Annotated in this window: 20 protein-coding genes; 6 read left to right on the top strand and 14 right to left on the bottom strand. The window is 59.2% G+C overall.

All coding sequences use genetic code 11. The features are described 5' to 3' along the window. Positions 1 to 1,957 (bottom strand): type I DNA topoisomerase (topA, locus tag ACLTXB_RS11925; RefSeq protein ID WP_428227147.1); only part of this gene is annotated, 1,957 nt, incomplete at its 3' end. Between the two features lie 52 nt (positions 1,958 to 2,009). Beyond that, positions 2,010 to 3,242, bottom strand: coding sequence for a DNA-processing protein DprA (gene dprA / locus ACLTXB_RS11920; protein WP_428227146.1), 1,233 nt, complete (start codon positions 3,240 to 3,242; stop codon positions 2,010 to 2,012). A gap of 120 nt (positions 3,243 to 3,362) precedes the next feature. Between dprA and ACLTXB_RS11915 the strand changes: the two genes are divergently transcribed. Beyond that, complete coding sequence (locus ACLTXB_RS11915) at positions 3,363 to 4,604, top strand: MFS transporter (protein ID WP_428227145.1); 1,242 nt, start codon at positions 3,363 to 3,365, stop codon at positions 4,602 to 4,604. Between the two features lie 36 nt (positions 4,605 to 4,640). On the opposite strand, the gene ACLTXB_RS11910 is transcribed toward ACLTXB_RS11915, so the two are convergent. The 12 genes from ACLTXB_RS11910 to ACLTXB_RS11855 form a co-directional block, all read right to left on the bottom strand. Next, positions 4,641 to 5,402 (bottom strand): TrmH family RNA methyltransferase, encoded by a 762-nt coding sequence (locus ACLTXB_RS11910; RefSeq protein WP_428227144.1) that lies wholly within the window; start codon positions 5,400 to 5,402, stop codon positions 4,641 to 4,643. Next, positions 5,399 to 6,049 carry a potassium channel family protein gene (locus tag ACLTXB_RS11905; protein ID WP_428227143.1) on the bottom strand — a complete coding sequence of 217 codons (651 nt, stop codon included), beginning with the start codon at positions 6,047 to 6,049 and terminating at the stop codon, positions 5,399 to 5,401. Before ACLTXB_RS11905 ends, ACLTXB_RS11910 begins: the two co-directional genes overlap by 4 nt. A 16-nt stretch (positions 6,050 to 6,065) precedes the next feature. Continuing rightward, on the bottom strand, positions 6,066 to 7,421 hold the full coding sequence (locus tag ACLTXB_RS11900) for a TrkH family potassium uptake protein (protein WP_428227142.1): 1,356 nt from the start codon (positions 7,419 to 7,421) through the stop codon (positions 6,066 to 6,068). 492 nt (positions 7,422 to 7,913) lie between these two features. Further along, the gene (locus ACLTXB_RS11895; RefSeq protein ID WP_428227141.1) at positions 7,914 to 8,426 is read right to left on the bottom strand and encodes a DUF4358 domain-containing protein; all 513 of its coding nucleotides are present in this window, start codon (positions 8,424 to 8,426) and stop codon (positions 7,914 to 7,916) included. Positions 8,427 to 8,533: 107 nt separating this feature from the next. Beyond that, positions 8,534 to 10,189, bottom strand: a complete 1,656-nt coding sequence (locus ACLTXB_RS11890; protein WP_428227140.1) for an ATP-binding protein — start codon at positions 10,187 to 10,189, stop codon at positions 8,534 to 8,536. A gap of 27 nt (positions 10,190 to 10,216) precedes the next feature. Continuing rightward, positions 10,217 to 10,891, bottom strand: a complete 675-nt coding sequence (locus tag ACLTXB_RS11885; protein ID WP_428227139.1) for a response regulator transcription factor — start codon at positions 10,889 to 10,891, stop codon at positions 10,217 to 10,219. Positions 10,892 to 10,928: 37 nt separating this feature from the next. Continuing rightward, positions 10,929 to 11,570, bottom strand: a complete 642-nt coding sequence (gene phoU, locus ACLTXB_RS11880; RefSeq protein ID WP_302667339.1) for a phosphate signaling complex protein PhoU — start codon at positions 11,568 to 11,570, stop codon at positions 10,929 to 10,931. Next, on the bottom strand, positions 11,570 to 12,331 hold the full coding sequence (pstB, locus tag ACLTXB_RS11875) for a phosphate ABC transporter ATP-binding protein PstB (protein ID WP_008981077.1): 762 nt from the start codon (positions 12,329 to 12,331) through the stop codon (positions 11,570 to 11,572). The genes phoU and pstB overlap by 1 nt, the downstream gene beginning before the upstream one ends. Before the next feature lie 30 nt (positions 12,332 to 12,361). Continuing rightward, positions 12,362 to 13,270, bottom strand: coding sequence for a phosphate ABC transporter permease PstA (gene pstA, locus ACLTXB_RS11870; protein ID WP_008981078.1), 909 nt, complete (start codon positions 13,268 to 13,270; stop codon positions 12,362 to 12,364). Between the two features lie 3 nt (positions 13,271 to 13,273). Continuing rightward, on the bottom strand, positions 13,274 to 14,188 hold the full coding sequence (pstC, locus tag ACLTXB_RS11865; RefSeq protein ID WP_428227138.1) for a phosphate ABC transporter permease subunit PstC: 915 nt from the start codon (positions 14,186 to 14,188) through the stop codon (positions 13,274 to 13,276). 156 nt (positions 14,189 to 14,344) lie between these two features. Then, the gene (locus tag ACLTXB_RS11860; RefSeq protein ID WP_151076085.1) at positions 14,345 to 15,217 is read right to left on the bottom strand and encodes a phosphate ABC transporter substrate-binding protein; all 873 of its coding nucleotides are present in this window, start codon (positions 15,215 to 15,217) and stop codon (positions 14,345 to 14,347) included. Positions 15,218 to 15,512: 295 nt separating this feature from the next. Next, positions 15,513 to 16,187: a Crp/Fnr family transcriptional regulator gene (locus ACLTXB_RS11855; RefSeq protein WP_428227137.1), complete on the bottom strand. Its 675-nt coding sequence runs from the start codon at positions 16,185 to 16,187 to the stop codon at positions 15,513 to 15,515. 165 nt (positions 16,188 to 16,352) lie between these two features. Here ACLTXB_RS11855 and ACLTXB_RS11850 point away from each other — a divergent pair, with 165 nt between their 5' ends. The 5 genes from ACLTXB_RS11850 (at position 16,353) to ACLTXB_RS11830 (ending at position 21,295) form a co-directional block, all read left to right on the top strand. After that, positions 16,353 to 16,583, top strand: coding sequence for a hypothetical protein (locus ACLTXB_RS11850; RefSeq protein ID WP_428227136.1), 231 nt, complete (start codon positions 16,353 to 16,355; stop codon positions 16,581 to 16,583). A gap of 18 nt (positions 16,584 to 16,601) precedes the next feature. Beyond that, on the top strand, positions 16,602 to 17,267 hold the full coding sequence (locus ACLTXB_RS11845; RefSeq protein ID WP_428227135.1) for a cytochrome c biogenesis CcdA family protein: 666 nt from the start codon (positions 16,602 to 16,604) through the stop codon (positions 17,265 to 17,267). A gap of 14 nt (positions 17,268 to 17,281) precedes the next feature. Beyond that, a complete protein-coding gene (locus ACLTXB_RS11840; RefSeq protein ID WP_428227134.1) occupies positions 17,282 to 17,893 on the top strand; it encodes a TlpA family protein disulfide reductase in 612 nt (203 codons plus the stop codon). Between the two features lie 161 nt (positions 17,894 to 18,054). Next, entirely contained in the window at positions 18,055 to 19,347 is a 1,293-nt protein-coding gene (locus ACLTXB_RS11835) for an adenylosuccinate synthase (protein ID WP_428227133.1), read from the top strand. A gap of 73 nt (positions 19,348 to 19,420) precedes the next feature. Beyond that, positions 19,421 to 21,295, top strand: coding sequence for a S41 family peptidase (locus tag ACLTXB_RS11830; protein WP_428227132.1), 1,875 nt, complete (start codon positions 19,421 to 19,423; stop codon positions 21,293 to 21,295). The last annotated feature ends 20 nt before the right edge of the window (positions 21,296 to 21,315 follow it).

The raw sequence follows: 21,315 nt of genomic DNA, 5'->3' as shown, positions 1-21,315 counted from the left end.
GCTCACAGCAGTAGTAGGTGTACTGCTTGCCCGTCTTCTTGCTCTTGCCGGTACGCTTGAGCAGGCGGCCGCCGCACTTGGGACACTTGCCGGGCATCTCCACCACCAGGGGCATGGTGAAGTCACACTCGGGCCAGCCGGGGCAGGCCAGGAAGCGCCCAAACCGCCCGGACTTGATGACCAGGTTCCGGCCGCACTGGGGGCAGATCTCCTCAGAAACCTCGTCGGGCACCTTGATGCGCTCGCCGTCCAACTCCTGCTCAGCTTTGTGAAGCTCCGCCTCAAAGTCATCATAAAATGCAGAGAGCACCTTCTTCCAGTCCACGCTGCCCTCTTCCACCTTGTCCAGCTCTTCCTCCATCTGGGCGGTGAAGGTGGGATCCACGATGTCCTGGAACTTGTCCTTCATTAGGCCGGTGACCACCTCGCCCAGGGGGGTAGGACGGAGGGCACGGCCCTCCTTCACCACATACTCCCGGTTGAGGATGGTGGAGATGGTGGGGGCGTAGGTGGAGGGGCGGCCAATGCCCTTCTCTTCCAGCGCCCGGATGAGGGTGGCCTCGGAATAGCGGGCAGGAGGCTGGGTGAAGTGCTGCTGCTTGTCCGCCTTCTTAAGGTCCAGGTCCTCCCCCTCCTTCAAATCGGGCAGAGGGGACTGGGGAGCCTCATCCTCATCGTCCTTACCCTCCTCGTAGACAGCGGTAAAGCCGGAGAATTTCAGCTCCGAGTGGCTGGCCCGGAAGGTATAGCCCGCCGACTGGGCCTCGATGGAAACGCTGTCATAGACGGCGGAGGCCATCTGGCAGGCCAGGAAACGGCTCCAAATGAGCTTGTAGAGCTTATACTGCTCGCTGGTCAGGTCCTTCTTGATCTCGTCGGGCACCAGGTTCACGTCGGAGGGACGAATGGCCTCGTGGGCGTCCTGGGCGCTGCCCTTGGTCTTGTAGTGCCGGGCCTGGGGCGGATAGTACTGCTTGCCATAGCGGGTCTCAATAAAGCCCTTAGCTGCGGCGATGGCCTCCTCGGAGAGGCGCAGGGAGTCGGTACGCATATAGGTGATCAAACCCACGGTGCCCTCGCCGGTGATGTCCACGCCCTCATAGAGCTGCTGGGCGATGGACATGGTGCGGGCGGGGGTCATGTTCAGCTTGCGGCTGGCCTCCTGCTGGAGGGTGGAGGTGGTGAAGGGAGGCGCAGGATTGCGCAGCTTCTCCTGCCGCTTCACCTTGGACACAGAAAAGGGAGCGGCGGACACTTCGGCCACGATAGCCTCGGCTTCCTCCTGGCTGTGCAGCTCCATCTTCTTCTCCCGGCCGTAGAACATGGCCTGGAAGCCGCCCAGGTTGGGGCGCACCCGCTCCAGGTCCACCTGGATGGACCAGTACTCCTGGGGCTGGAAGGCGCGGATCTCCTCCTCCCGCTCCACCACCAGGCGGGTTGCCACCGACTGCACACGGCCGGCCGACAGGCCCCGGCGAATCTTCTTCCACAGCAGAGGAGACAGCTCATAGCCCACAATACGGTCCAGAATACGCCGGGCCTGCTGGGCATCCACCAGGTTCTGGTCAATGGCCCGGGGTGCAGCAATGGACTCGTTGACCACCTTTTTGGTGATCTCGTTGAAGGTGACCCGGTAGGTCTTTTCATCGGGAATGTTCAGCAGTTCCTTCAAGTGCCAGGAGATGGCCTCGCCCTCACGGTCCGGGTCGGTGGCCAGATACACCTTTCCGCTCTTCTTGGCTGCCTTTTTCAGGGCGGTGATGGTCTCCTCCTTTCCCTTGATGGGCTGGTAGTCGGGCTGGAATCCGTGTTCCACGTCCACGCCCAGCTTGCTCTTGGGCAGGTCCCGGACGTGACCCATGGACGCCACCACCTCATAACCCGATCCAAGGTACTTGCCGATGGTCTTGGCCTTGGACGGGGACTCTACAATGACCAGATCTGTCTTTGTTGCCATGTGACAACCTCCAATTAGCTTGATATGGTAACAGGCACGAAGGGTGCCTGAATTATTCCTGTTCTAGTTCCACCAGGGGCGCGTAGCGGCCTCCCGGGCGCTGCTCCGCTGCGCCGTCCACCTGGAGCATGGTCAGCGCCGACAGCACCCGCCGGGCCGGAATCTGGGTGCGGTCCACCAGCACGTCGGCGGTGTCTGCCCCCTCCAGCATAGCATGAAGTACCACCAACTGATCCTCGGTGAAGCGCTCCCGCTGCTCAGACAGGGAGATCTTAGGACGACCAGGCTTCTCCTTGGACTTCTCCTGCTGAGGCTCCGGCTTTGGCTCTTCCTTTTGCGCCTTGGCAGGCAGTTCCAGCCGCTGCCGCAGATGCTCAGGTTCCAGAGCCTTGGCGTGGGCCAACTTCTGTGGAAACTGATCCCAGTAGTCGGCTAAAATGTCCTCTCCGCAGGTCACCGGACGGGCTCCCTGCTGAATGAGCCAGTTAGGTCCCTGGCTCATAGGGGCGTCAATATTTCCCGGTACGGCAAACACGTCCCGGTTCTGATCCAGTGCGTGGTCGATGGTACGCATGGTCCCGCTGAACCGGGCGCACTCCACTGCGACTACTCCCAGAGACAGTCCACTGATCAGGCGGTTGCGGATAGGAAATTGCTCAGCCCGGTGGGGTGTCCCCGGCGGATACTCGCTGATCAGGGCTCCCACCGCCGCCACATCCTGATAGAGGAAGCGATTTTCTTTGGGATAGGGCACATCCACGCCGCCTGCCAGCACGGATACCACGCTGCCGCCGCCCTTCAGGGCGCCCCGCAGGGCCAGGCTGTCAATTCCCTGGGCAATCCCGGACACCAGCAGCGCTCCACATCGGGCCAGCTCCAGCCCCAGCCTGGGAGCCACCTGCTGGCCGTAAGCGGAAGGCTTGCGGCTGCCCACCACTCCGATGGCCGCCTCTTCGTCAAAGCGGATGCGGCGCCCCAGAATATACAGAACTGCCGGTGGATCGCTGAGCTGGCGCAGGCGCTCAGGGTAGTCGGCATCCTGGATGGTCATGATCTGCACACCCAGCCGGTCACACCGCCCCAGGATCGCCTTGCTCTCCTCCATATTCTTGTCCAGAAGGCCTCGGATCGCCTGGGGAGCAAGACCTGGAATCATCTCCAGATCCTCCTGCTGCGCAAAGTATACCCGCTCCGGCTTGCCGAAGTACTCCAGCACCCGCAGCACGCCTCGCTGCCCCACCCCTTTCCGGGTGGTCAGCCAGAGCCAGTAGTTCAGCGCCGCCATGGGCCTTCTCCTTTCTCCCCAGGGGATTTTCTTTACAAGCCCATCCGGGCTGTGTTACAGTATTTTTACAAACCAGCGGGCGCAGGCCCGCGGAAATAATCTTGGAAACGGGGAATGGTCATGACTCAGCTTCGTACCCGGCCTCACCGGGCCTGGGCCGTCTGCCTGGGCTGCTCCCTGGCCCTGTTCACGGTGATGGGCCTGGGAGTCAACGTCTTTACCATCTATCAGCCCTGGATCATCCAGGTCCACCAGTTTTCCAATGCCCAGGGCTCCTGGATCACCACGGTACGCAGTCTGTTTGCCCTGCTGGCCATGCTCTCGGTGGATACTTTGTGCCGCCGACTGGGACTGCGGTACACCATGACCGCAGGGATGGCCTGCTTTGCCGCCTCCTACGCTCTGTTTGGCGCCGCCAGCACCTTTCCTGTCTACTGTGCCGCTGCCGCCCTGTCCGGGCTGGCCTACGGCTACGGTGGAATGATTCCCCTCACCCTGGTCATCTCCAACTGGTTTGATTCCCGGCGGGGTCTGGCCTTGGGTCTGGCGGCCGCAGGCAGCGGCCTGCCCACCATTTTGTTTCCACCCTTGGTTACCCAGGTCATCAAGCTCTGGGGGCTGAAAACCGCCCTGTACGGAGAGGCTGTGCTGGGTGTTCTGCTCACCCTGGGCGTCTTTCTTCTGGTACGCAGCCACCCTTCCCAGGTAGGGCTTGCCCCCTACTCCGGAACAAAAGCCGCGCCAGCCGCTCAGCCGCAGGCAGTCCGCCTCTCCCCTGCCGGATTGCGCCCCATCCACTGGTGGGCAGCAGCGGTGGCCGCCTTTCTCATCGGCGCACCCTCCGGTCCGGGTTTCTCGCATCTGACGGTGCTGTATACCAGCTGCGGCTATGACTCCCTGCTGGTGGCCTTTCTTATGTCCTACTTGGGCGTGGTGCTCATGGCAGCCAAGGTACTCTATGGCCAAATCAGCGACAAGCTGGGCAGCCGTACCGCCAACTTTTTGGTCTTTGCCGTTATGTTGGCAGGCTTCCTGCTGTGCGCCCTGGCCCCTCTTGGCAGCGTTCCCCTGGCCTTTGCCGCCATCACCCTTACCGCCCTGGGCATGCCCATCTCTTCCGTGACTCTGTCCGTATGGGCGGGAGATCTCAGCGGCGCAGACACCTATCAGCGCACGGTAAAGTGGTTTACCAGCGCCTATATGCTGGGCTCTCTGGTCACCGGACCGCTGCCCGGGCTGTCGGCTGACCGGTTGGACAGCTATGTGCCCGCCTATCTGCTCTTTGCTCTGATGCTCTTCATTGCCGCTGTGCTGGTTCAGGGGGTATACCGCCGCCTGGATCTGGGAAAGCGTCCTCAATAAGCTGCTCTCCACGCGGGCCGGATTTCGGCCCGCTTTTTATTTTCCCATCTCCCACAGGACTACCACCGCCGCACTGGCGGCGTTGAGGGACTCACACCTCTCCCGCATCGGGATCTTTACGGTCTGTTCAGCCCGCTCCAACAGAGCCTGGGACACCCCGCGGCCTTCACTGCCAATGACCACGGCGGCCCGACCAAGGTCCGCCTGGCGCACGTCCACCGTATCCTCCCGCAGGGCCGTGGCATACAGCGGGATCTGAGAGGTCTTCAGCAGTCCCTCCAGCTCCTCCACCGTGGTCTCCCACACCGGCAGGCGGAAGCAGGCTCCCATGGTGGCACGCACCACCTTCGGGCTATACGGGTCAGCGCAGCCGTTGACCAGCAGCAGCCCGTCTGCGCCCAAGGCATCGGCGGAGCGCCAGATGGTCCCCACGTTGCCCGGGTCCTGGACTCCGTCCAGCACCAAGTAACGGTTCCCTTCCAGCCGCTGGGGCGGGGTTGTGGAGGGCAGCTGAGCCAAAAACAGCGCGCCCTGGGGCGTCTTCATAGGGGAGATGGTCTCCATCACGTCCCGGGGTACCTGGACGAGCCGGACGCCGGCGGGCAAGACCGGCGGTGTCACCTCCGGGGTCACCACCACCGTGGTCAGAGGCACGTCCCATTTCAGGGCCTCCTCCAGCAGCTTTATGCCGTCGCCCAGGTGCTCTCCCGCCTTCTCCCGCACGCCCCGTCCTCCTGAGGAGAGCTGCCGGATCTTTTGCAGCAGGGGATTCTTTCGGCTGGTAATGATCTCCATCATGCCCGCTCCAATCGCTCAATATCGCTGTTGCGTCCCAGCACCACCAGGCAATCCTCCGGACTCTGGAAGACAAAATCTCCGCCCGGGGCGATGGTCATTGCATCCCCGCGGCGCACCGCAATGACGGTGAGCTTCCATTTGGCACGGATGTTCAGAGCCACGATGGATTTGCCCACCCAGCTCTCAGGCAGGGTGCGCTCCACAATGGAATATTCGTTGGACAGCTCGATAAAGTTAACGATGTCGCCGTTGATGAGACGGCGGGCCAGACTCAGAGCCATCTCCTGCTCCGGGAAGACCACCAGATCCGCCCCGATCTTCTCCAGCACCTTGCGGTGAACCGAGCTGTTGGCCTTTCCAACCACCCGAGGCCCATTCAGTTCCTTCAGATTTAGAGTAATCAGAGCGCTGGTGCCCACATCGCTGCCGGCAGCTACCACGGCACAGTCAAAGTTCCGCGCTCCCACGCCGGAGAGCACCTCCGGGTCCCGGGCATCACCCACCACCGCATGGGTCACATGGTCGGCCACTGCCTGTACCCGCTCAGGAAGGACATCAAGTGCCAGCACTTCATGGCCCTGCTCACACAACTCCTGGGCCAGCGAGGCGCCAAACCGTCCCAGCCCCACAATCAGAAAGCTTTTCATATATTCCTCCTAATACTCAGCCTATCATAACCTCTGTAGAAGGGTAGAGGATCTTGTTCTCCCCCCGTCCCCGGGTCAAGAAGGCAATGGAGAAGGACAGGATTCCTACCCGTCCTAAAAATATCAGTGCAATCACCAGCAGTGCGCTGGGCACGCTCAGTCCGGGGGTAATACCCATGGTCACACCCACCGTACCCATAGCAGATGCCGTTTCAAAGGCCGCCTGCACATAGGGCACCCGTTCCATCAGGGACAGGAGCATAGACGCGCTCAAAAACAGCAGCAGTACCGTCAGCGCCAAGGTCATGGCGTCCAGGACCTTTCGGCCGGGAATCCGTCTGCCCCGGAAGACGACCTGATCCCGTCCCCGCAGACCGTCCCGCAGGGCCAGCAGCAACACACCCACCGTCACCGTCTTCAATCCGCCCGCTGTGGAGCCGGAGGAGCCGCCGATGAGCATCAGCAGAATGGACATAACCGCCGATCCTTCCAGCAGTTTTCCCTGATCAAAGGTGGCATAGCCCGCCGTGCGCAGGGTAACCGACTGGAATAAGGCGTTGAGAGGCCGCTGCCACAGGGGCATGCTCCCCAACGTATCGGGGTTTTCCCACTCTGCGCAGGCAAAATAGACCGCGCCAAAAACAATGAGGCAGGCGGTGATGCCCAGTACCATCTTACTATAAAGAGTTAATTTTTTCCAGCAGCGCTTCTGGATCACATCTTCCCACACAAAGAAGCCCAGGCCGCCTATCACAATGAGGGCCATGATGGTGCCCAGCACCAACGGGTCTCCCTGGTAGGCCGCCAAACTGGAGTAGGGGCCGCTGTAAAGGCCCAGAATATCAAAGCCACCGTTACAGAAGGCAGAGATGCTGTGAAAAATGGAAAACCAAATACCCAGCAGTCCAAACTGAGGCACAAACCGAATGGCCAGCAGGACCGCTCCAATCCCCTCCACAAGCATTGTGCCCAGCAGGGCGTGGCGCACCACTCGCACCACTCCGGCTACCCGGTCCAGGTTCATGGCCGAGGCCATCACCAGGCGCTGAGACAAGCCGATACGACGGTGCAAAGCAAAGGGGATGATCGAAATCAGGGTAACAAACCCCAATCCGCCTAACTGAAGCAGCAGCAAAATAACTGCCTGACCAAATATCGACCAGTGTACCGCCGTATCCACCAAAACCAGTCCCGTCACGCAGGTGGCGGAGGTTGCGGTGAACAAACAGGTCAGCCATGGAGTCATCTGTCCGTCCTGGGCGGAGATGGGCAGATGCAGCAGCAGTGTGCCCAACAGAATAATGGCCCCAAAACCCAATACGATGTAACGGGTGGGGTTAATACTCTTTCGCTTATTTCTATGAAGTTGCATCGCTGCACACGTCTCCCTTTTGGGCTTGTTCCTTCGGCCTCAATTTGGCCGATATCCCTGTACGCCCCAGCTTTTCCAAGAAAAAACGGCAAAAAAGGGCTGTTTTTCAACAAAATATCCCATTGACGCAGGGTATCCCTTCCCGGGGCCGATTCGGCAGACCTTAATATAGCATACCCTCCCAGGATATTCAAGTCAACGATTTTCTCCCGGCAGTGCGTTCCGCCCAACCAATTGGGAAGGAATTTTTATCGTTCTCACGGCTCTTTATTTCCCTGAACGCCGCTTCAAAAGACGCTTCAGGCTCTATTATATATAATGTATCCCCCGCCACAAGTCAAGCGCCGAACAAGAAAAGTCCTTCTCCAATTCCAGCCTTCCCTCCGCTCTTTTTTAGCTGACAGGGAAGAAAAACCGGTCGGCGGACAATGCCGCCGGCCGGTAAGGCAGGTTTTTTGGTTGGATGCTTGGTGCGCTCCGGACGATCCGGCTTTACGCCTCAATAGCGGTGCGGATCTGGTCAAACACCGTATCGGAGCCTTCGCACATCACCATCAGCACCGTGCCGTCCTCCAGAGTCTCCAGGCGGGCATTCTCTGCCACAGCATACTGGTCCGCCAGGTAGGTCTCAAAGATCGTCTTCTGCTTGTCAATGAAGCCCTGAAGGCCCTCTTTCACGGCCTCCTCCTTGCCCTCAGCGGGCATGACGGCAGCAATGCCGTAGGCCTTCACGCTCATCATGGAACCGCTCACGCCAAAGGCGGTCATATCCTCTTCCTTAAGGCCCATGGATTCCAGGATCATACCATTGATCTCATTCTCGTCGTCGATCTGGGTAATGACGGGGTTATATTCCACCATCTCGCCCCCGCTCTCTGTGATGGCCTGGCTGTACAGCTGGGTCAGTTCCTCCGGGGTACGGGTGCTACCGGTCTTCTGTCCGCAGCCGGTCAGAGCAGTGATCAAAAGCGCGGCGCAAGCCAAACTGGCAAACAATTTTTTCATGAGTGGTCTCCTTTTTTCTTGTTCTGAACGGACTAATTATCGGCCCGTTTCATCTTCTTTGACGCCTTCCAAGAAAAAAGGTTCCCAGGAAATTCAATTTTATGCGCTCAGCCCTGGGGCAGCAGCAAAGTCACTGTGGTGCCCTTGCCCGGGGTACTCTCCAGACGAATCTGTCCGTCATGGAGGGCCGCGCCGTGCTTAACAATGGACAGGCCCAATCCAGTGCCGCTGATGTCCTTGGAGTGGCTCTTATCCACCCGGTAGAACCGTTCAAATACCCGGTTCTGATCCTCAGCGGGGATACCGATGCCGTTATCCTCCACTGAAACCTCTACGCCGCCCTCTACCGGGCCTACCGTGACGGCTACCGTGCCGCCCCGGCGGTTATACTTGATGGCGTTGTCGCACAGGTTGTAGATCATCTCATCCAGCACCCGGCGCACACCGTGGACCTGGACGGAACGCCCCATAGTCTTGATGGTCACATCATTTTTCTGAGCGGCGCTCTCCAGGCGTTTTGTCACCTCCAGAGAGAGCTGGAACAGGTCCACATCCTCCCGTTCCATGTTCACCGCACCCTCGTCCAGTTGGGACAGACGGATGATATCTTCCACCAGGGCAATGAGACGCTGGGCCTCCTGGTAGATGTCGCTGGCAAAGCCCTGTACGTCCTCCGCCTTTACCATGCCGCTCTGCATGATCTCCGCAATGCCGGAGATGGAAGTCAGTGGGGTCTTCAGCTCATGGGAGACGTTGGCGGTAAACTCCCGCCGCAGGTCCTCCCGCTGTTCCTGCTCGGTGACATCCAACAGGACCATCACCGCGCCCATCTGCTCCTCACCCTGCATGACCGGGTTGGCCAGTAGCTGGCAGCAGCGGCCGTTCAGACGCAGCATCTGCTGGCTGCGGTGGCCGGAAAGCACCTCATCCACCGCCTGGCGGAAGCTTTCGCTACGGTTGAGCACCAGGGCATTCACCTCTCCCTGTGGCGTCTGAGCACCCAGCTGGTTCAGGGCACCCTTATTATAGGAGAGCACATGGCCATGCCGGTCCATCAGCAGAAAACCTTCGGACATATTTTCTGTCAAAGCGGCAAACTCCTGCTGCTTCTGCTGCAGCTGCAGCAGCTGCTGCTGGATGGTATCGTTCTGATGCTTGATGCGGGAGAGCAGGGGGGTCAGCTCCTCATAGGTGTCGCAGTCCTCCGGGTGCTCCAAGTCCAGATTGACAATGGGGCGAATGATTCGCTTGGCCATTCGGGAGGCCAGCACGGCCGAAATCAGGAGCGACAGAGCCAGAATGATCAAAATCGGCTGTACCATGGACAGCAGCAGGGTCACCACCGTCTGCTGCGCGCTGGCCACACGGATCACGGTGCCGTCATTGAGCCGTCGGGCGGCATACAGGGTCTGCTGGGCCAGGGTGGAGGAGTAGCGCCGGGCGGTACCGGACTGACCGGTCATCGCCTGCTGGATCTCCTCCCGGTCACCATGGTTCTCCATGGCAGTTTCATCGGCCTGGCTGTCATAGAGCACAGTACCGTCTGTATCCACCCAGGTCACCCGGTTTTCCGTGTTGAGCCCGGTGAGATAGTCCATCCCGTTGAGCTCCACGCCCTGGGCTACCAGCCAGATCTCCGTCTCCAGCTCGGTCATCAGCTGGTTGCTGAAGTACTGGTACAGCATCCCCAAAAACAGGGCAATGGATAGCACCATCACAGAGACGGCTACTGCTGTGGAATTTCGAAATAATTTGGCGGTCATATTTTTCAACTTCTATCCCTCCGCCGGTCAGTCGGCACTGATCTTGTAGCCGATGCCCCGCACCGTCTCAATGCAGTCGCCGGATTTGCCCAGCTTCTGGCGCAGGGTACGGATATGTACGTCCACAGTCCGGCTGGCGCCGTCAAACTCATAGCCCCAGATGGTGTTGAGCAGCTGGTCCCGGGTAAATACGGTACCGGCCCGCTCCAACAGCAGGCACAAAACCTGAAACTCCTTCAGCGTCAGGGTGACTTCCCGGTCTCCGTCCCGGACGACGTGCCGCTCGGGGTCCACAAAGAGGCTGCCCAGGGAGTAGGTCTTTTCCTTGGGCTGGTTCTGCCCCGCGTGGCGCAGGGCGGTGCGTACACGGGCCATCAGTTCCATCATGCCGAAGGGCTTGGCCACATAGTCGTCCGCCCCCTCATCCAGTCCCAGCACCTTGTCATACTCCGTACTCTTGGCTGTGAGCATAATGACAGGCAAGGTCTTGGTGGCGGGCATGGAGCGCAGGCGTTTGAGCACCTGCAGGCCATCCTCCTCAGGCAGCATGATATCCAGCAGCACCAGCTCAGGACTGCCCTTCTCCATGGCCTCCCAAAACTGGGAGGGGCGGTCAAAGCCCTGGGCCTCCATGCCCTGGCTCTGTAAGGTATAGACCACCAGCTTACGGATGCTGGTATCATCCTCTAAAATATAGATCACGTGCGTTTACCTCTCCTCCGCTCCCCTTCCGGGAAGCTCACATATCGCCGTGCTGTCCGGTGAGGGAGTACTCCACCCACTCAGCAATGTTGCAGGCGTGGTCGCCGATGCGCTCAAAGTATTTGGCGATCATCAGCAGGTCCATACAGGTCTCCCCGCTGTCTCCCTGGCCAATGCGGCGAATGAGCTCGTCCTTGACTTCCAGGAACATGCGGTCGATCTCGTCATCCTTGCGAATGACCTCCTGAGCCAGGCCCAGGTTCTTGCGCACAAAGGAGTCGATGCTGTCGGTGACCATGCCGATGGTGCTGCGGGCCATCTCAGCGATGGGTACATGGGAAATCACAGGGCTATCCTCAATGTCCCGGGTAATCTCGGCAATATCGCTGGCCTGGTCGCCGATGCGCTCCATGTCGGAGATCATCTTCAGCGCTGCGGAGATGGTGCGCAGGTCCCGGGCCACCGGTTGCTGCTGGAGCAGCAGCTTCATGCACAGGCTCTCGATGTCCCTCTCCTTCTGGTCGATCTCCCGCTCAGCAACGCAGGCAGTCTCCCGCAGGGCGGCGTCTCCTTCCAGCAGAGCCTTGGCGGCGGCGGAAATGGCCTCCTCGCACAAGGCTCCCATTTTGATCAGCTCTACATTCAGCTGTTCCAGCTGTTCGTTGAATCTGTCCCGCATTATCCGAACCTCCCGGTGATGTAATCTTCCGTCTTCTTGTTCTGGGGCATGGAGAACATCTGCTCCGTGTCGCCGTACTCGATGAGTTCACCCAGCAGGAAGAAGGCGGTCTTGTCGGAGATACGAGCGGCCTGCTGCATATTGTGGGTGACCATGATGATAGTGTAATCCTTTTTCAGCTCGGTGGCAAGGTCCTCGATTTTGGAGGTGGAAATGGGGTCCAGAGCGGAGGTGGACTCGTCCATAAGCAGTACGTCGGGCTTGACCGCCAGCGCGCGGGCGATGCACAGACGCTGCTGCTGGCCGCCGGAGAGGCCCAAGGCGGGCTTTTTCAGCCGGTCCTTTACCTCATCCCAAATGGCCGCACTCTTCAGAGACTCCTCCACGATCTCGTCCAGCTTTACCTTGCTGCGGATACCGTGGGTGCGGGGACCGTAGGCCACGTTGTCGTAGATGGACATGGGGAAGGGGTTGGCCTTCTGGAAGACCATACCGATACGCTTGCGCAGATCGGTGACATCCTGGCCGGGGGCGTAGATATCCTCTCCCCGGTACAGCAGGGAGCCGTTGATCTTCACAATGGGAATAAGGTCGTTCATCCGATTGAGACAGCGCAGGAAGGTGGACTTGCCGCAGCCGGAAGGACCAATGAGCGCGGTGATTTGGTGCTCAGGGATCTCGATGTTGATATCCTTCAGCGCGTGGTTTTCTCCGTAATACAGGTTGAGGTTTTCGGCCTGTAAAATGACATTTTCGTTCATATTGTATCTCCCTATCCAAGTTCAGAAGGTTTATTTCTTTCTCAAATATCCGCCGGCAAATTTTGCGGCCAGATTGATGACAAAGGTGATGATCAGCAGCACCACCGCCACCGAGAAGGCCAGATCAAATTCGGCGCGTTCTTTGGCGTAGACGTACAAAGCCACAGTCAGGGTCGCGCCAGAGCTGTCCAGCAGGCCGCCGGAACTGAAGAAGTTCTGCAGGGTAGTGCCCATGCCGGCGGTAAACATCAGTACGGCGGACTCACCGACCACGCGGCCGATGGACAGGATACAGCCCGTTACAATGCCGTCCACAGAGGAGGGCAGCACCACGGTACGGATCATGTGCCACTTGCCCGCACCCAGGCCCAGGGAGCCTTCCCGGTAGCTCTGGGGGACGGTCTTCAGGGACTCCTGGGTGGTTCGAATGATAGTGGGCAGGGTCATAATGACCAAGGTGAGCGCGCCGGCCAGCAGGGTCTTGCCCAGATTCATAACCTGGCAGAACACCAGCATACCCACCAGGGCGTACAGGATGGAAGGAATGCCGGCCAGAGTCTCGGTAGCAAATTCAATGGCTGCTACCAGCTTGTGGTTGGTGGCATATTCGGTGAGGTAGATGGCCGCACCTACACCCAGAGGCAGGATAAAAATCAGAGTCACGATGATAACGTAAATGGTATTCTGAATGGCGGGGAGGATACCGTCAGTACCCCGCAGCACACTCTCCTGACTGGTCAAAAATGTCCAGTTCAGGTTGGGCAGGCCCCGATAGAAGATGTACCCGATGAGAAAGAGCAGCAGCAGAACCGTCGCTCCGGCAGACAGATAGAGAAGGGTCCGCATCCCCACCTCATAAACACGGCGGCGGGGAGAGAGCTTACTTTTGGCCTTACTGGCCGTCTGAGTGGCAGAAGTCGTAGTCATAGTATTCGTCATCCTTTACGCCTCCTTGTCCCGTTTCAGGAACACATTGAGGATCACATTGATACACATAATGAACAGGAACAGCACCAGACCGATGGAGTACAGGGCATTTCGCTGCAGGCTTCCCACAGCAGCATAGCTCATCTCACTGGCGATGGCTGTGGTGAGGAACTTGACGCTGGAGAGCATGGAGGGCATGTTGGCTACATTGCCGGCTACCATCAGGATGGCCATGGCCTCACCAATGGCACGGCCCACGCCCAGCACTACCGCCGCGGCGATGCCGCTTTTGGCAGCAGGAGCGGTGACCCGGAAGTAGGTCTCCAGCTCGGTGGCCCCAAGAGCCAGGCTGGCCTCCTCGTACTCTTTGGGCACCGCCTTCAGGGCGGTCTCAGACACCGAGATGATAGAGGGCAGGATCATAACAGCCAACACAACGATAGCAGCCAGCAGGCTGTCGCCGGCGGGAATATGGAAGAACTCCCGGATGGCGGGCAGCAGGATCATCATACCCACCAGACCGTACACCACCGAAGGGATGCCGGCCAGCAGATCCACCGCCGGACGAATCACCGATGCCACCTTGGGAGGCGCTACCTTGGCCAGAAATACTGCGGTCATAAATCCGATGGGCACGCCGATGATAATGGCGCCGGCGGTGCCGTAAATGGAGGTCAGGATAAAGGGCAGAATGCCGTAGGCCGGATCGGTCTTGTCGGTGGAGGCCCAACGGGTGCCAAACAGGAAGTCAATAAGACCGACCTCTTTGATAGCAGGCAGACCGGAAATGATCAGATAAACGGTAATCAGCAGCACAAAGGCAATGGCAATAAATCCGCAGATCATAAAAAGAGTCTTCATGATCCATTCCATGGCGTCTTTCGCCCGGCGCACACCGCCCTGATTTCCAATGACTTGCTCTTTTTTCATATCACTCAACCTTTTCTTTTCGTTTGTCTCCTCAGCTGACACTGAGACACGAGCTATGTCATGTCCCCGTGTCAACTGAGGAATATGGCAGAGGGGAGACATTGATTTAAAACAAGCCCCCGGGGACCGGGGGCTTGTTTTCATGTTTCTCAGGAATTAGCCCTTGGGAGACACAGCACCGGCAGCAGCAATGATGTCGGCAGCATCCGCGCTCATGGCGAAGTCCAGGAAAGCCTGGGTAGCCTCGGAGAGCTCAGCACCCTCCTTGGTGACCATCACGAAGGGACGCTGGATCTCATAGGAGCCGTCCTTCACGGTGTCCTCGGAAGGAGCCACACCGTTGACCTTCACAGCCTTCACAGTGTCATTCACAGCGGACAGGGAAGCGTAGCCGATGGCGTTGGGGTTGGAGGCCACGTTGCCGATCACGTCGCCGGTGGAGGAGTACTCGTTGGTGTACTTGCAGGTATCCTCTACGCCCACGATCTCCTCGAAGGCGCCGCGGGTGCCGGAACCAGCCTCACGGCCGAACACAGCGATCTCGCCGTCGGTGCCGCCCAGCTCGGACCAGTTGGTGATCTCACCGGTGAAGATCTGAGCGATCTGCTCCACAGTCAGGTCCTCCACGCCGTTGGCGGGGTTGATGACCACGGCCACACCGTCCAGAGCCACGATGTTCTCTACCGCGCCGTTCTGCTTCTCCTCATCCTTCAGAGCACGGGAGGACAGGCCCAGGTCGCAGGTGCCGTCGATGGCGGACTGGATACCGGTGCCGGAACCGGTGCCGGAGTAGTTCACGGTCACACCAGGATTGAGCTCCATGAAAGCTTCACCCAGGGCCTTGACCACGCTCTCCATGGAGGTGGAACCGTCGGTATTCACGGTGCCGCTGAGCTCCACGGTGGAGGAGTCATTGGTGTTGCTCTGAGAACCGGAGCTGCTGCCCTGATCCTGATTGCTGCTGCCGCAGCCGGTGAACAGACCCAGGGCCAGAGCAAGGGACAGGCCCAGGCAAGTAAGCTTCTTCATATTCATCATTCTCCTTTGGTTCGTTTTCATTTAAGTACTGTGCAATCCGTTTCCCGTTTTGCGTATCTCAGTATAAAAAAGCCATGTAAAATGAAAAAGCCCCTTTGTGTTAAATCTACGTAAAATCGCATATTCACCGTGAATTTGGTCACTTTTCATCAAAAGAACCCCCTTCTATCTGGTTTCAATGTAAAATCAGCCCGTTTTTTCTTCTCTTCATACTGCCGCAGGCAAAAAAGATCCGGGACGGTTTCCTAATGGGAACCGCCCCGGTTTTACATTTCCTTTTGTGATTTTACAAGCCGCCCCGCTCTACCAGCCGTTCCAGCCCCTTCCGGTCCCGGATACGCACACCGCCCCGAAACAGCTCCACCGTCTCCGCAGCGGACAGTTTTTTTAAGGTACGGGTCACCGCCTCCCGGGCACTGCCGATGGCCTGGGCCAGCTGCTCCTGGGTAACTTGAATGGTATCGGTCTCCAGCCGCTGGGACTCCTCCAGCAAATAGGAGGCCACCCGCTGTTCCAACGTATAAAAGAGCATCTGTTCCACGGCCCGGATGGCGTGGGAGAACCGCTGCGCCGCCGCCTTGTAGATGAAATTCTCTACATAGATATTCTCCCGCATCAAAACGGACAGATATTGAATGGGGATGACCAGTACCTCCACCGCTGTCTCGGCCTGGATCTGTACATCAAAGGTGATGGCATTGAGCATACAGGAGGCGGACAGCACACACACCTCCCCTTCCGTCATGCGGGAGATGGTGGCTTCCCTACCGTCCTCTGAGAGCAGGTAGATGCGCACCACACCGCTCTGGATCAGGAGAGCTCCCAAGCAGTCAGTATCCGGGGAGCGGATGATCTGTCCAGGGGCATAGGACGCCCGCTGTACACAGTTCAGTAAGGTCTCCTGTTGCTGCCGGGTGAGGTGAGGCCAGAAGGACAGGGATTCAGAGGTCAGGGTATTCATAGTGGGCTCCTCTCTCCGGGGATCGTTTGTTTCTCCTTTATTATACTGTTTTTTCTTCCTGGGGCAAGAGGTTTGTGACCCTGTCACAGAGGGAACGATTTCACTGTGGTATGGTTACCCTATCCAAACCGATTTTTCTTGACAAACCCACAGGAGGTTTTTATCATGAAGCAAGTTCTTTCGTTTCTGCGCTCCAACGCCGCCGGTCTTATCTTTATCGCTCTTGGCCTGGCAGGGAGATACCTTTATTACCGTCTCACCCTGTGTGCCACTGGGACCTGCCCCCTCACCTCCACCCCCTATTACTCCATGCTGGTGGGAGGGCTGCTTGGCGCGCTGGCCGGAGACCTGCTGTCCGCCCTGCGGCAGCGCCTGACTTCCCGCTCATCTCAGTAATCAAACCGGAGGAATCCTATGGTCTATCTTGTCACCTTTCTGGAAGGTCTCATCACCTTCATCTCCCCTTGTCTGCTCCCCATGCTGCCCATTTACCTGTCCTACTTTGCCGGCGGACAGCCGGATGCCTCCCGGGGACGGGTGCTGAAAAACGCTCTGGGCTTTGTGCTGGGCTTTACGCTGCTGTTTGTAGCCATGGGCGCTTTTGCCGGCTCCATCGGCGCGCTGCTCACCCGGCACCAGCAGGCGGTAAACATCGTCAGCGGTCTGATTGTCATCTTCTTCGGCCTCAACTTCCTGGGTGTGTTCCGCCTGTCCCTGTTCCGGGGCTCCAAGGGCTATTCCGTGGGCCATGATATGGGCTTTTTCTCCGCTTTGATATTCGGCGCGGTCTTTGCCGTGGGCTGGACTCCCTGCGTAGGGGCTTTCCTTGGTTCGGCCCTGGTACTGGCCTCCCAGCAGGGCTCTACCCTGCGGGGGATTCTCCTGCTGCTGTGCTACTCCGCCGGCCTGGGCATCCCGTTTTTGGCCAGCGCCCTGCTCATCCAGTCCCTGAAAACTGCCTTTGACTGGATCAAGCGCCACTATTCTATCATCAACGCCGTCTCGGGCGGACTGCTCATCGTGGTGGGTATCCTCATGGCCACCGGCACCATGGGCACGCTGCTCTCCCGCCTTGTCTAAGGAGGTACTTCATTATGGGTAAAAAATCTACTGTCATCTTAGGCATCGCCCTGGTGGTAATTCTGGCCGCCGCCGGATTTCTCTACACCCGCCTGGCTCCCGGCGTACAGAACAGCCAGCTGGCCAATGAGCCCAGCCAGTCGGAGGGCTCTTCTTCCTCTTCCTCTTCTTCCTCTTCCCAGCAGGCCAATCCCGCTCCCTCCTTTCCCATGGAGGATTCCCAGGGCAATACGGTACAGCTGTCCGACTTTTTAGGGGATAAACCTGTTTTCCTCAACTTCTGGGCCTCTACCTGTTCCCCCTGCAAGCAGGAGATGCCCGACATCCAGGCTCTGTATGAGCAGTACGGGGACCAGATCCACTTCGTGCTGGTCAATGTGGGCGCGGCCATGAACGACACCCGGGAAAAGGCGGAGAACTACCTGAAGGAGGCGGGTTTCACCTTCCCGGTGTACTACGACGTAGACTACCAGGCCATCTCAACTTACGGTATCAACTCCTTCCCCTTCTCTATCTTTATTGACGCCCAGGGTAATCTGATCACCTACGGTCAGGGGAAGCTTTCGGCCGAACTGCTGCAAAAGGGCCTGAACCTGATGGCCCCCGATGTGGTCCCCGCCCCTTAGTTCTCCTTTTTGGCAAATCATTCACAAAAGCTCCCCTTTTTTCTACACGATTGGCTCTTGCGTCCCGAAAAAAAAGGAAGTATAATATGGTTGTTGCGTTATGAGCCGGATAAGGCAAATCCGTTTTTCGGTTGCGAATCCCGGTTCACGGAGGTAACATTATGGTAAAAGCGATCGTAGGCGCCAACTGGGGCGACGAGGGCAAGGGCAAGATCACCGACATGCTGGCGGAGACCTCTGATGTGGTCATCCGGTTCCAGGGCGGTGCCAATGCCGGCCACACCATCATCAATGATTATGGCCGTTTTGCTCTGCACATCCTCCCCTCCGGCACCTTCTACCCCCACATCACCAATATCATCGGCAACGGTGTGGCACTGGACATCCGCAAGCTGGTGGATGAGCTGAAATCCCTCACCGATCAGGGCGTGCCTGTACCCAACCTGATCGTGTCGGAGCGCTGCCAGATTCTCATGCCCTACCACACCCTGCAGGACGCCTATGAAGAGGAGCGTCTGGCCGGCAAGGCCTTCGGCTCCACCAAGAGCGGCATCGCCCCCTTCTACTCCGACAAGTACGCCAAGATCGGCATCCAGGTGTGCGACCTGTTTGACGAGGCGCGGCTGAAGGAGCGTCTGACTGCCGCTGTTTCCCTGAAAAACGTACTCTTCGAGCACCTCTACCACAAGCCCGCGCTGAATGTGGACGAGCTGATGCAGGAGCTGGTCACGCTGCGTGAGGAGATCCGTCCCTACGTGGGCGACGCGGTGGGCTTTGTCCACCAGGCCCTGAAGGAGGGCAAGACCATCCTGCTGGAGGGTCAGCTGGGCTCCATGAAGGACCCCGACCTGGGCATCTTCCCCATGACCACCTCCTCCCACACTCTGGCCGGCTTTGGCTGTGTGGGCGCTGCGGTGCCTCCCACCGCGGTGGAGGACGTCATCTGCGTCACCAAGGCTTACTCCTCCTCCGTGGGCTCCCACACCGAGCCCTTCGTCAGCGAGCTGCTGGGCGAGGAGGGTGACGAGCTGCGCCGCCGCGGCGGTGACAAGGGCGAGTTCGGCGCCACCACCGGCCGTCCCCGCCGTGTGGGCTGGTTTGATGCCGTAGCAACCAAGTACGGCTGCATGGTGCAGGGCGCCACCAAGGTGGCTCTCACCTGCCTGGACGTGCTGGGCTACCTGGATGAGATCAAGGTCTGCACCGGCTACGAGATCGACGGCAAGGTCACCGACGTCTTCCCTGTCACTCCCCTGCTGATGAAGGCCAAGCCCGTCTTCACCACTCTGCCTGGCTGGAAGTGCGACATCCGCGGCTGCAAGGACTACGAGTCTCTGCCCCAGCAGGCCAAGGACTATGTGGACTTTTTGGAGGCCCACATTGGCGCCCCCATCACCATGGTCTCCTCCGGCCCCAAGCGTGATGAAATGACCTACCGCACCCCCAAAATCTAACCGATCCATCGCGCCGGATGCCACCCCCTTGTGGCATCCGGCGTGCCATTTCTACGGACCAGGAGTTTTACCTATGAAACGTATCTTTTCTGCCGGCCTGTCTGTGGCTCTGGCGTGTTCCCTGTGCCTGACTCCCGTCTCCGCCCTTACCGTCCAACAGGCCGGTGCTCTTCTGGAACAATTCTATGTGGACCAGATTCCCGACTCCGTTCTGGCCCAGGAGGATCTGGACTCCATGCTGGAGGCCCTGGGTGACCCCTACACCGTCTACATGACCAAGGATGAGTACAGTGCCTTCCTGAACTCGGTCAACGGGGAAACTCTGGTGGGGATCGGCGTGTCCATTCAAAAGGAAGTCACGGAACACGGATTTCTGATCCTGTCCATCCTCCCCGACTCCCCGGCGGAGCAGGCCGGACTGGAGGAGGGCGACTGCATCATGTCCATTGACGGAGTGCCCGTCACCGCCTCGGAGCAGTCCTCTGCCCTGACCGGTCAGGAGGGCTCCCGGGTCACGCTGACCGTCCTCTCCGGCAAAACGGGTTCCACCCGGGAGCTGACCCTCACCCGCCGGAAGGTACAGGTGCCCATCGTCACCTACTCTCTGGTGGACGGGGTGGCCGTGATCGAGTGCATCAGCTTCGGTGACACCACCGCAGAAACCATCTCCCAGGCGCTGGCCCAATACGACGATCTGGACCGCCCCATCCTTCTGGACCTGCGCTCCAACCCCGGCGGCTCCACCAATGCCGCCGCAGACAGCGTCGGCAGCTTTATTGGCCGACACAATATCACCTATTTCCGGGACAGCGATGGGAAATACACGCAGGTTTACAGCAGCAGCGACTATGCTGACCGGACCGATCAGCCGCTCATCATCCTTACCGACGGCAATTCTGCCAGCGCCTCTGAGCTGTTTTCCGCCGCCATCCGGGACTACCGCGCCGGAATCGCTGTGGGCGGCCGCACCTATGGCAAGGGTATCGCCCAGATCGTGCTGGACGAGGAGTCTGCTCCCGGCCTTTTTGACGGGGACGCTCTGAAGATCACCTCCTACCGCTTTTTCTCTCCCGACGGTGCCACCAACGACACCATTGGTGTGCTGCCCACCCTCATGATCTCCCAGGAATATGCCCCGGCCGCGGCGCTGCTGCTCACGGCCGCTCAGCCCCAGGACAGCCAGGGATACTGGAAGCTGGAACTTGCCGGCTGTACCTTCTACATCTCCGGCAAGCAGGCCGCCCAAGAGGAATACCGGGAGGCCTTTGACCAGCTGCTGGAGGCCCTGCCTCCCTCCGCCCAGCTCAGCCAGGGTGCCGGAGGCAGCCAGTGGACCGCCGTCTCCCCTGCTCAGGCCGCTCAGGCTTCTGGGCTGAGCTACAACTGCCGCTGGAACTACACCGATCTGGAGCAGTGCGACTATGCCAACGATGTGGCCACCCTGTCCGCCTATGGGCTGCTGGGCGGCTTCCCGGACAGCTCTTTCCGGCCGGAGCAGTCCATCACCCGGGGCGAATTTGCTGTTTTGCTGGCCTCTGCCCTGAATCTGCGTCAGAGCGGCTCGGCAGGCTTTACCGACGTCCCCTCCGACGCCTGGTACACCAAGGCGGTGGATGCCATGGTGGCCAAAGGATTTTTGGCCGGACGGAGCAGCACCAGCTTTGCTCCCCAGGACAGCCTCACCTATGAGGAGCTGGTCACCATTCTCTCCGCTGTCTCCTCCTGGGCCTGTATGGACGGCTACGCTATGGCCGACCAGCCCATTTTCTCCGGCCAGCAGGCCGCCTACGCCGGTCTGAGCGACTGGGCTCAGGCCCCCGCCTGGCGTCTTTCCGCCCTCGGGGTGGAGCTGGATCTCAGCGCTCCTCAGGCTCCCGCCACCCGGGACCAGGCCGCCCACCTGATCTGCCAATTTCTGCGGGCTTCCGGCCTGCTTTGGAATGTATAATTTTTATCGTTTTACAGTAG

It is taken from the genome of Flintibacter sp. (genome assembly GCF_046973065.1).
This window is presented reverse-complemented; position numbering and strand designations above follow the sequence as displayed.

Bases quoted from the DNA above. Each gene is read 5' to 3' on its own strand.
- pstB (WP_008981077.1), bottom strand. From the start codon at position 12,331: ATGAACGAAAATGTCATTTTACAGGCCGAAAACCTCAACCTGTATTAC.
- ACLTXB_RS11895 (WP_428227141.1), bottom strand. From the start codon at position 8,426: ATGAAAAAATTGTTTGCCAGTTTGGCTTGCGCCGCGCTTTTGATCACT.
- ACLTXB_RS11915 (WP_428227145.1), top strand. From the start codon at position 3,363: ATGACTCAGCTTCGTACCCGGCCTCACCGGGCCTGGGCCGTCTGCCTG.
- ACLTXB_RS11890 (WP_428227140.1), bottom strand. From the start codon at position 10,189: ATGACCGCCAAATTATTTCGAAATTCCACAGCAGTAGCCGTCTCTGTG.
- ACLTXB_RS11910 (WP_428227144.1), bottom strand. From the start codon at position 5,402: ATGATGGAGATCATTACCAGCCGAAAGAATCCCCTGCTGCAAAAGATC.
- ACLTXB_RS11860 (WP_151076085.1), bottom strand. From the start codon at position 15,217: ATGAAGAAGCTTACTTGCCTGGGCCTGTCCCTTGCTCTGGCCCTGGGT.
- ACLTXB_RS11840 (WP_428227134.1), top strand. From the start codon at position 17,282: ATGGGTAAAAAATCTACTGTCATCTTAGGCATCGCCCTGGTGGTAATT.
- pstA (WP_008981078.1), bottom strand. From the start codon at position 13,270: ATGACGAATACTATGACTACGACTTCTGCCACTCAGACGGCCAGTAAG.
- ACLTXB_RS11905 (WP_428227143.1), bottom strand. From the start codon at position 6,049: ATGAAAAGCTTTCTGATTGTGGGGCTGGGACGGTTTGGCGCCTCGCTG.
- ACLTXB_RS11900 (WP_428227142.1), bottom strand. From the start codon at position 7,421: ATGCAACTTCATAGAAATAAGCGAAAGAGTATTAACCCCACCCGTTAC.
- ACLTXB_RS11850 (WP_428227136.1), top strand. From the start codon at position 16,353: ATGAAGCAAGTTCTTTCGTTTCTGCGCTCCAACGCCGCCGGTCTTATC.
- ACLTXB_RS11830 (WP_428227132.1), top strand. From the start codon at position 19,421: ATGAAACGTATCTTTTCTGCCGGCCTGTCTGTGGCTCTGGCGTGTTCC.
- dprA (WP_428227146.1), bottom strand. From the start codon at position 3,242: ATGGCGGCGCTGAACTACTGGCTCTGGCTGACCACCCGGAAAGGGGTG.
- ACLTXB_RS11835 (WP_428227133.1), top strand. From the start codon at position 18,055: ATGGTAAAAGCGATCGTAGGCGCCAACTGGGGCGACGAGGGCAAGGGC.
- ACLTXB_RS11845 (WP_428227135.1), top strand. From the start codon at position 16,602: ATGGTCTATCTTGTCACCTTTCTGGAAGGTCTCATCACCTTCATCTCC.
- phoU (WP_302667339.1), bottom strand. From the start codon at position 11,570: ATGCGGGACAGATTCAACGAACAGCTGGAACAGCTGAATGTAGAGCTG.
- ACLTXB_RS11855 (WP_428227137.1), bottom strand. From the start codon at position 16,187: ATGAATACCCTGACCTCTGAATCCCTGTCCTTCTGGCCTCACCTCACC.
- pstC (WP_428227138.1), bottom strand. From the start codon at position 14,188: ATGAAAAAAGAGCAAGTCATTGGAAATCAGGGCGGTGTGCGCCGGGCG.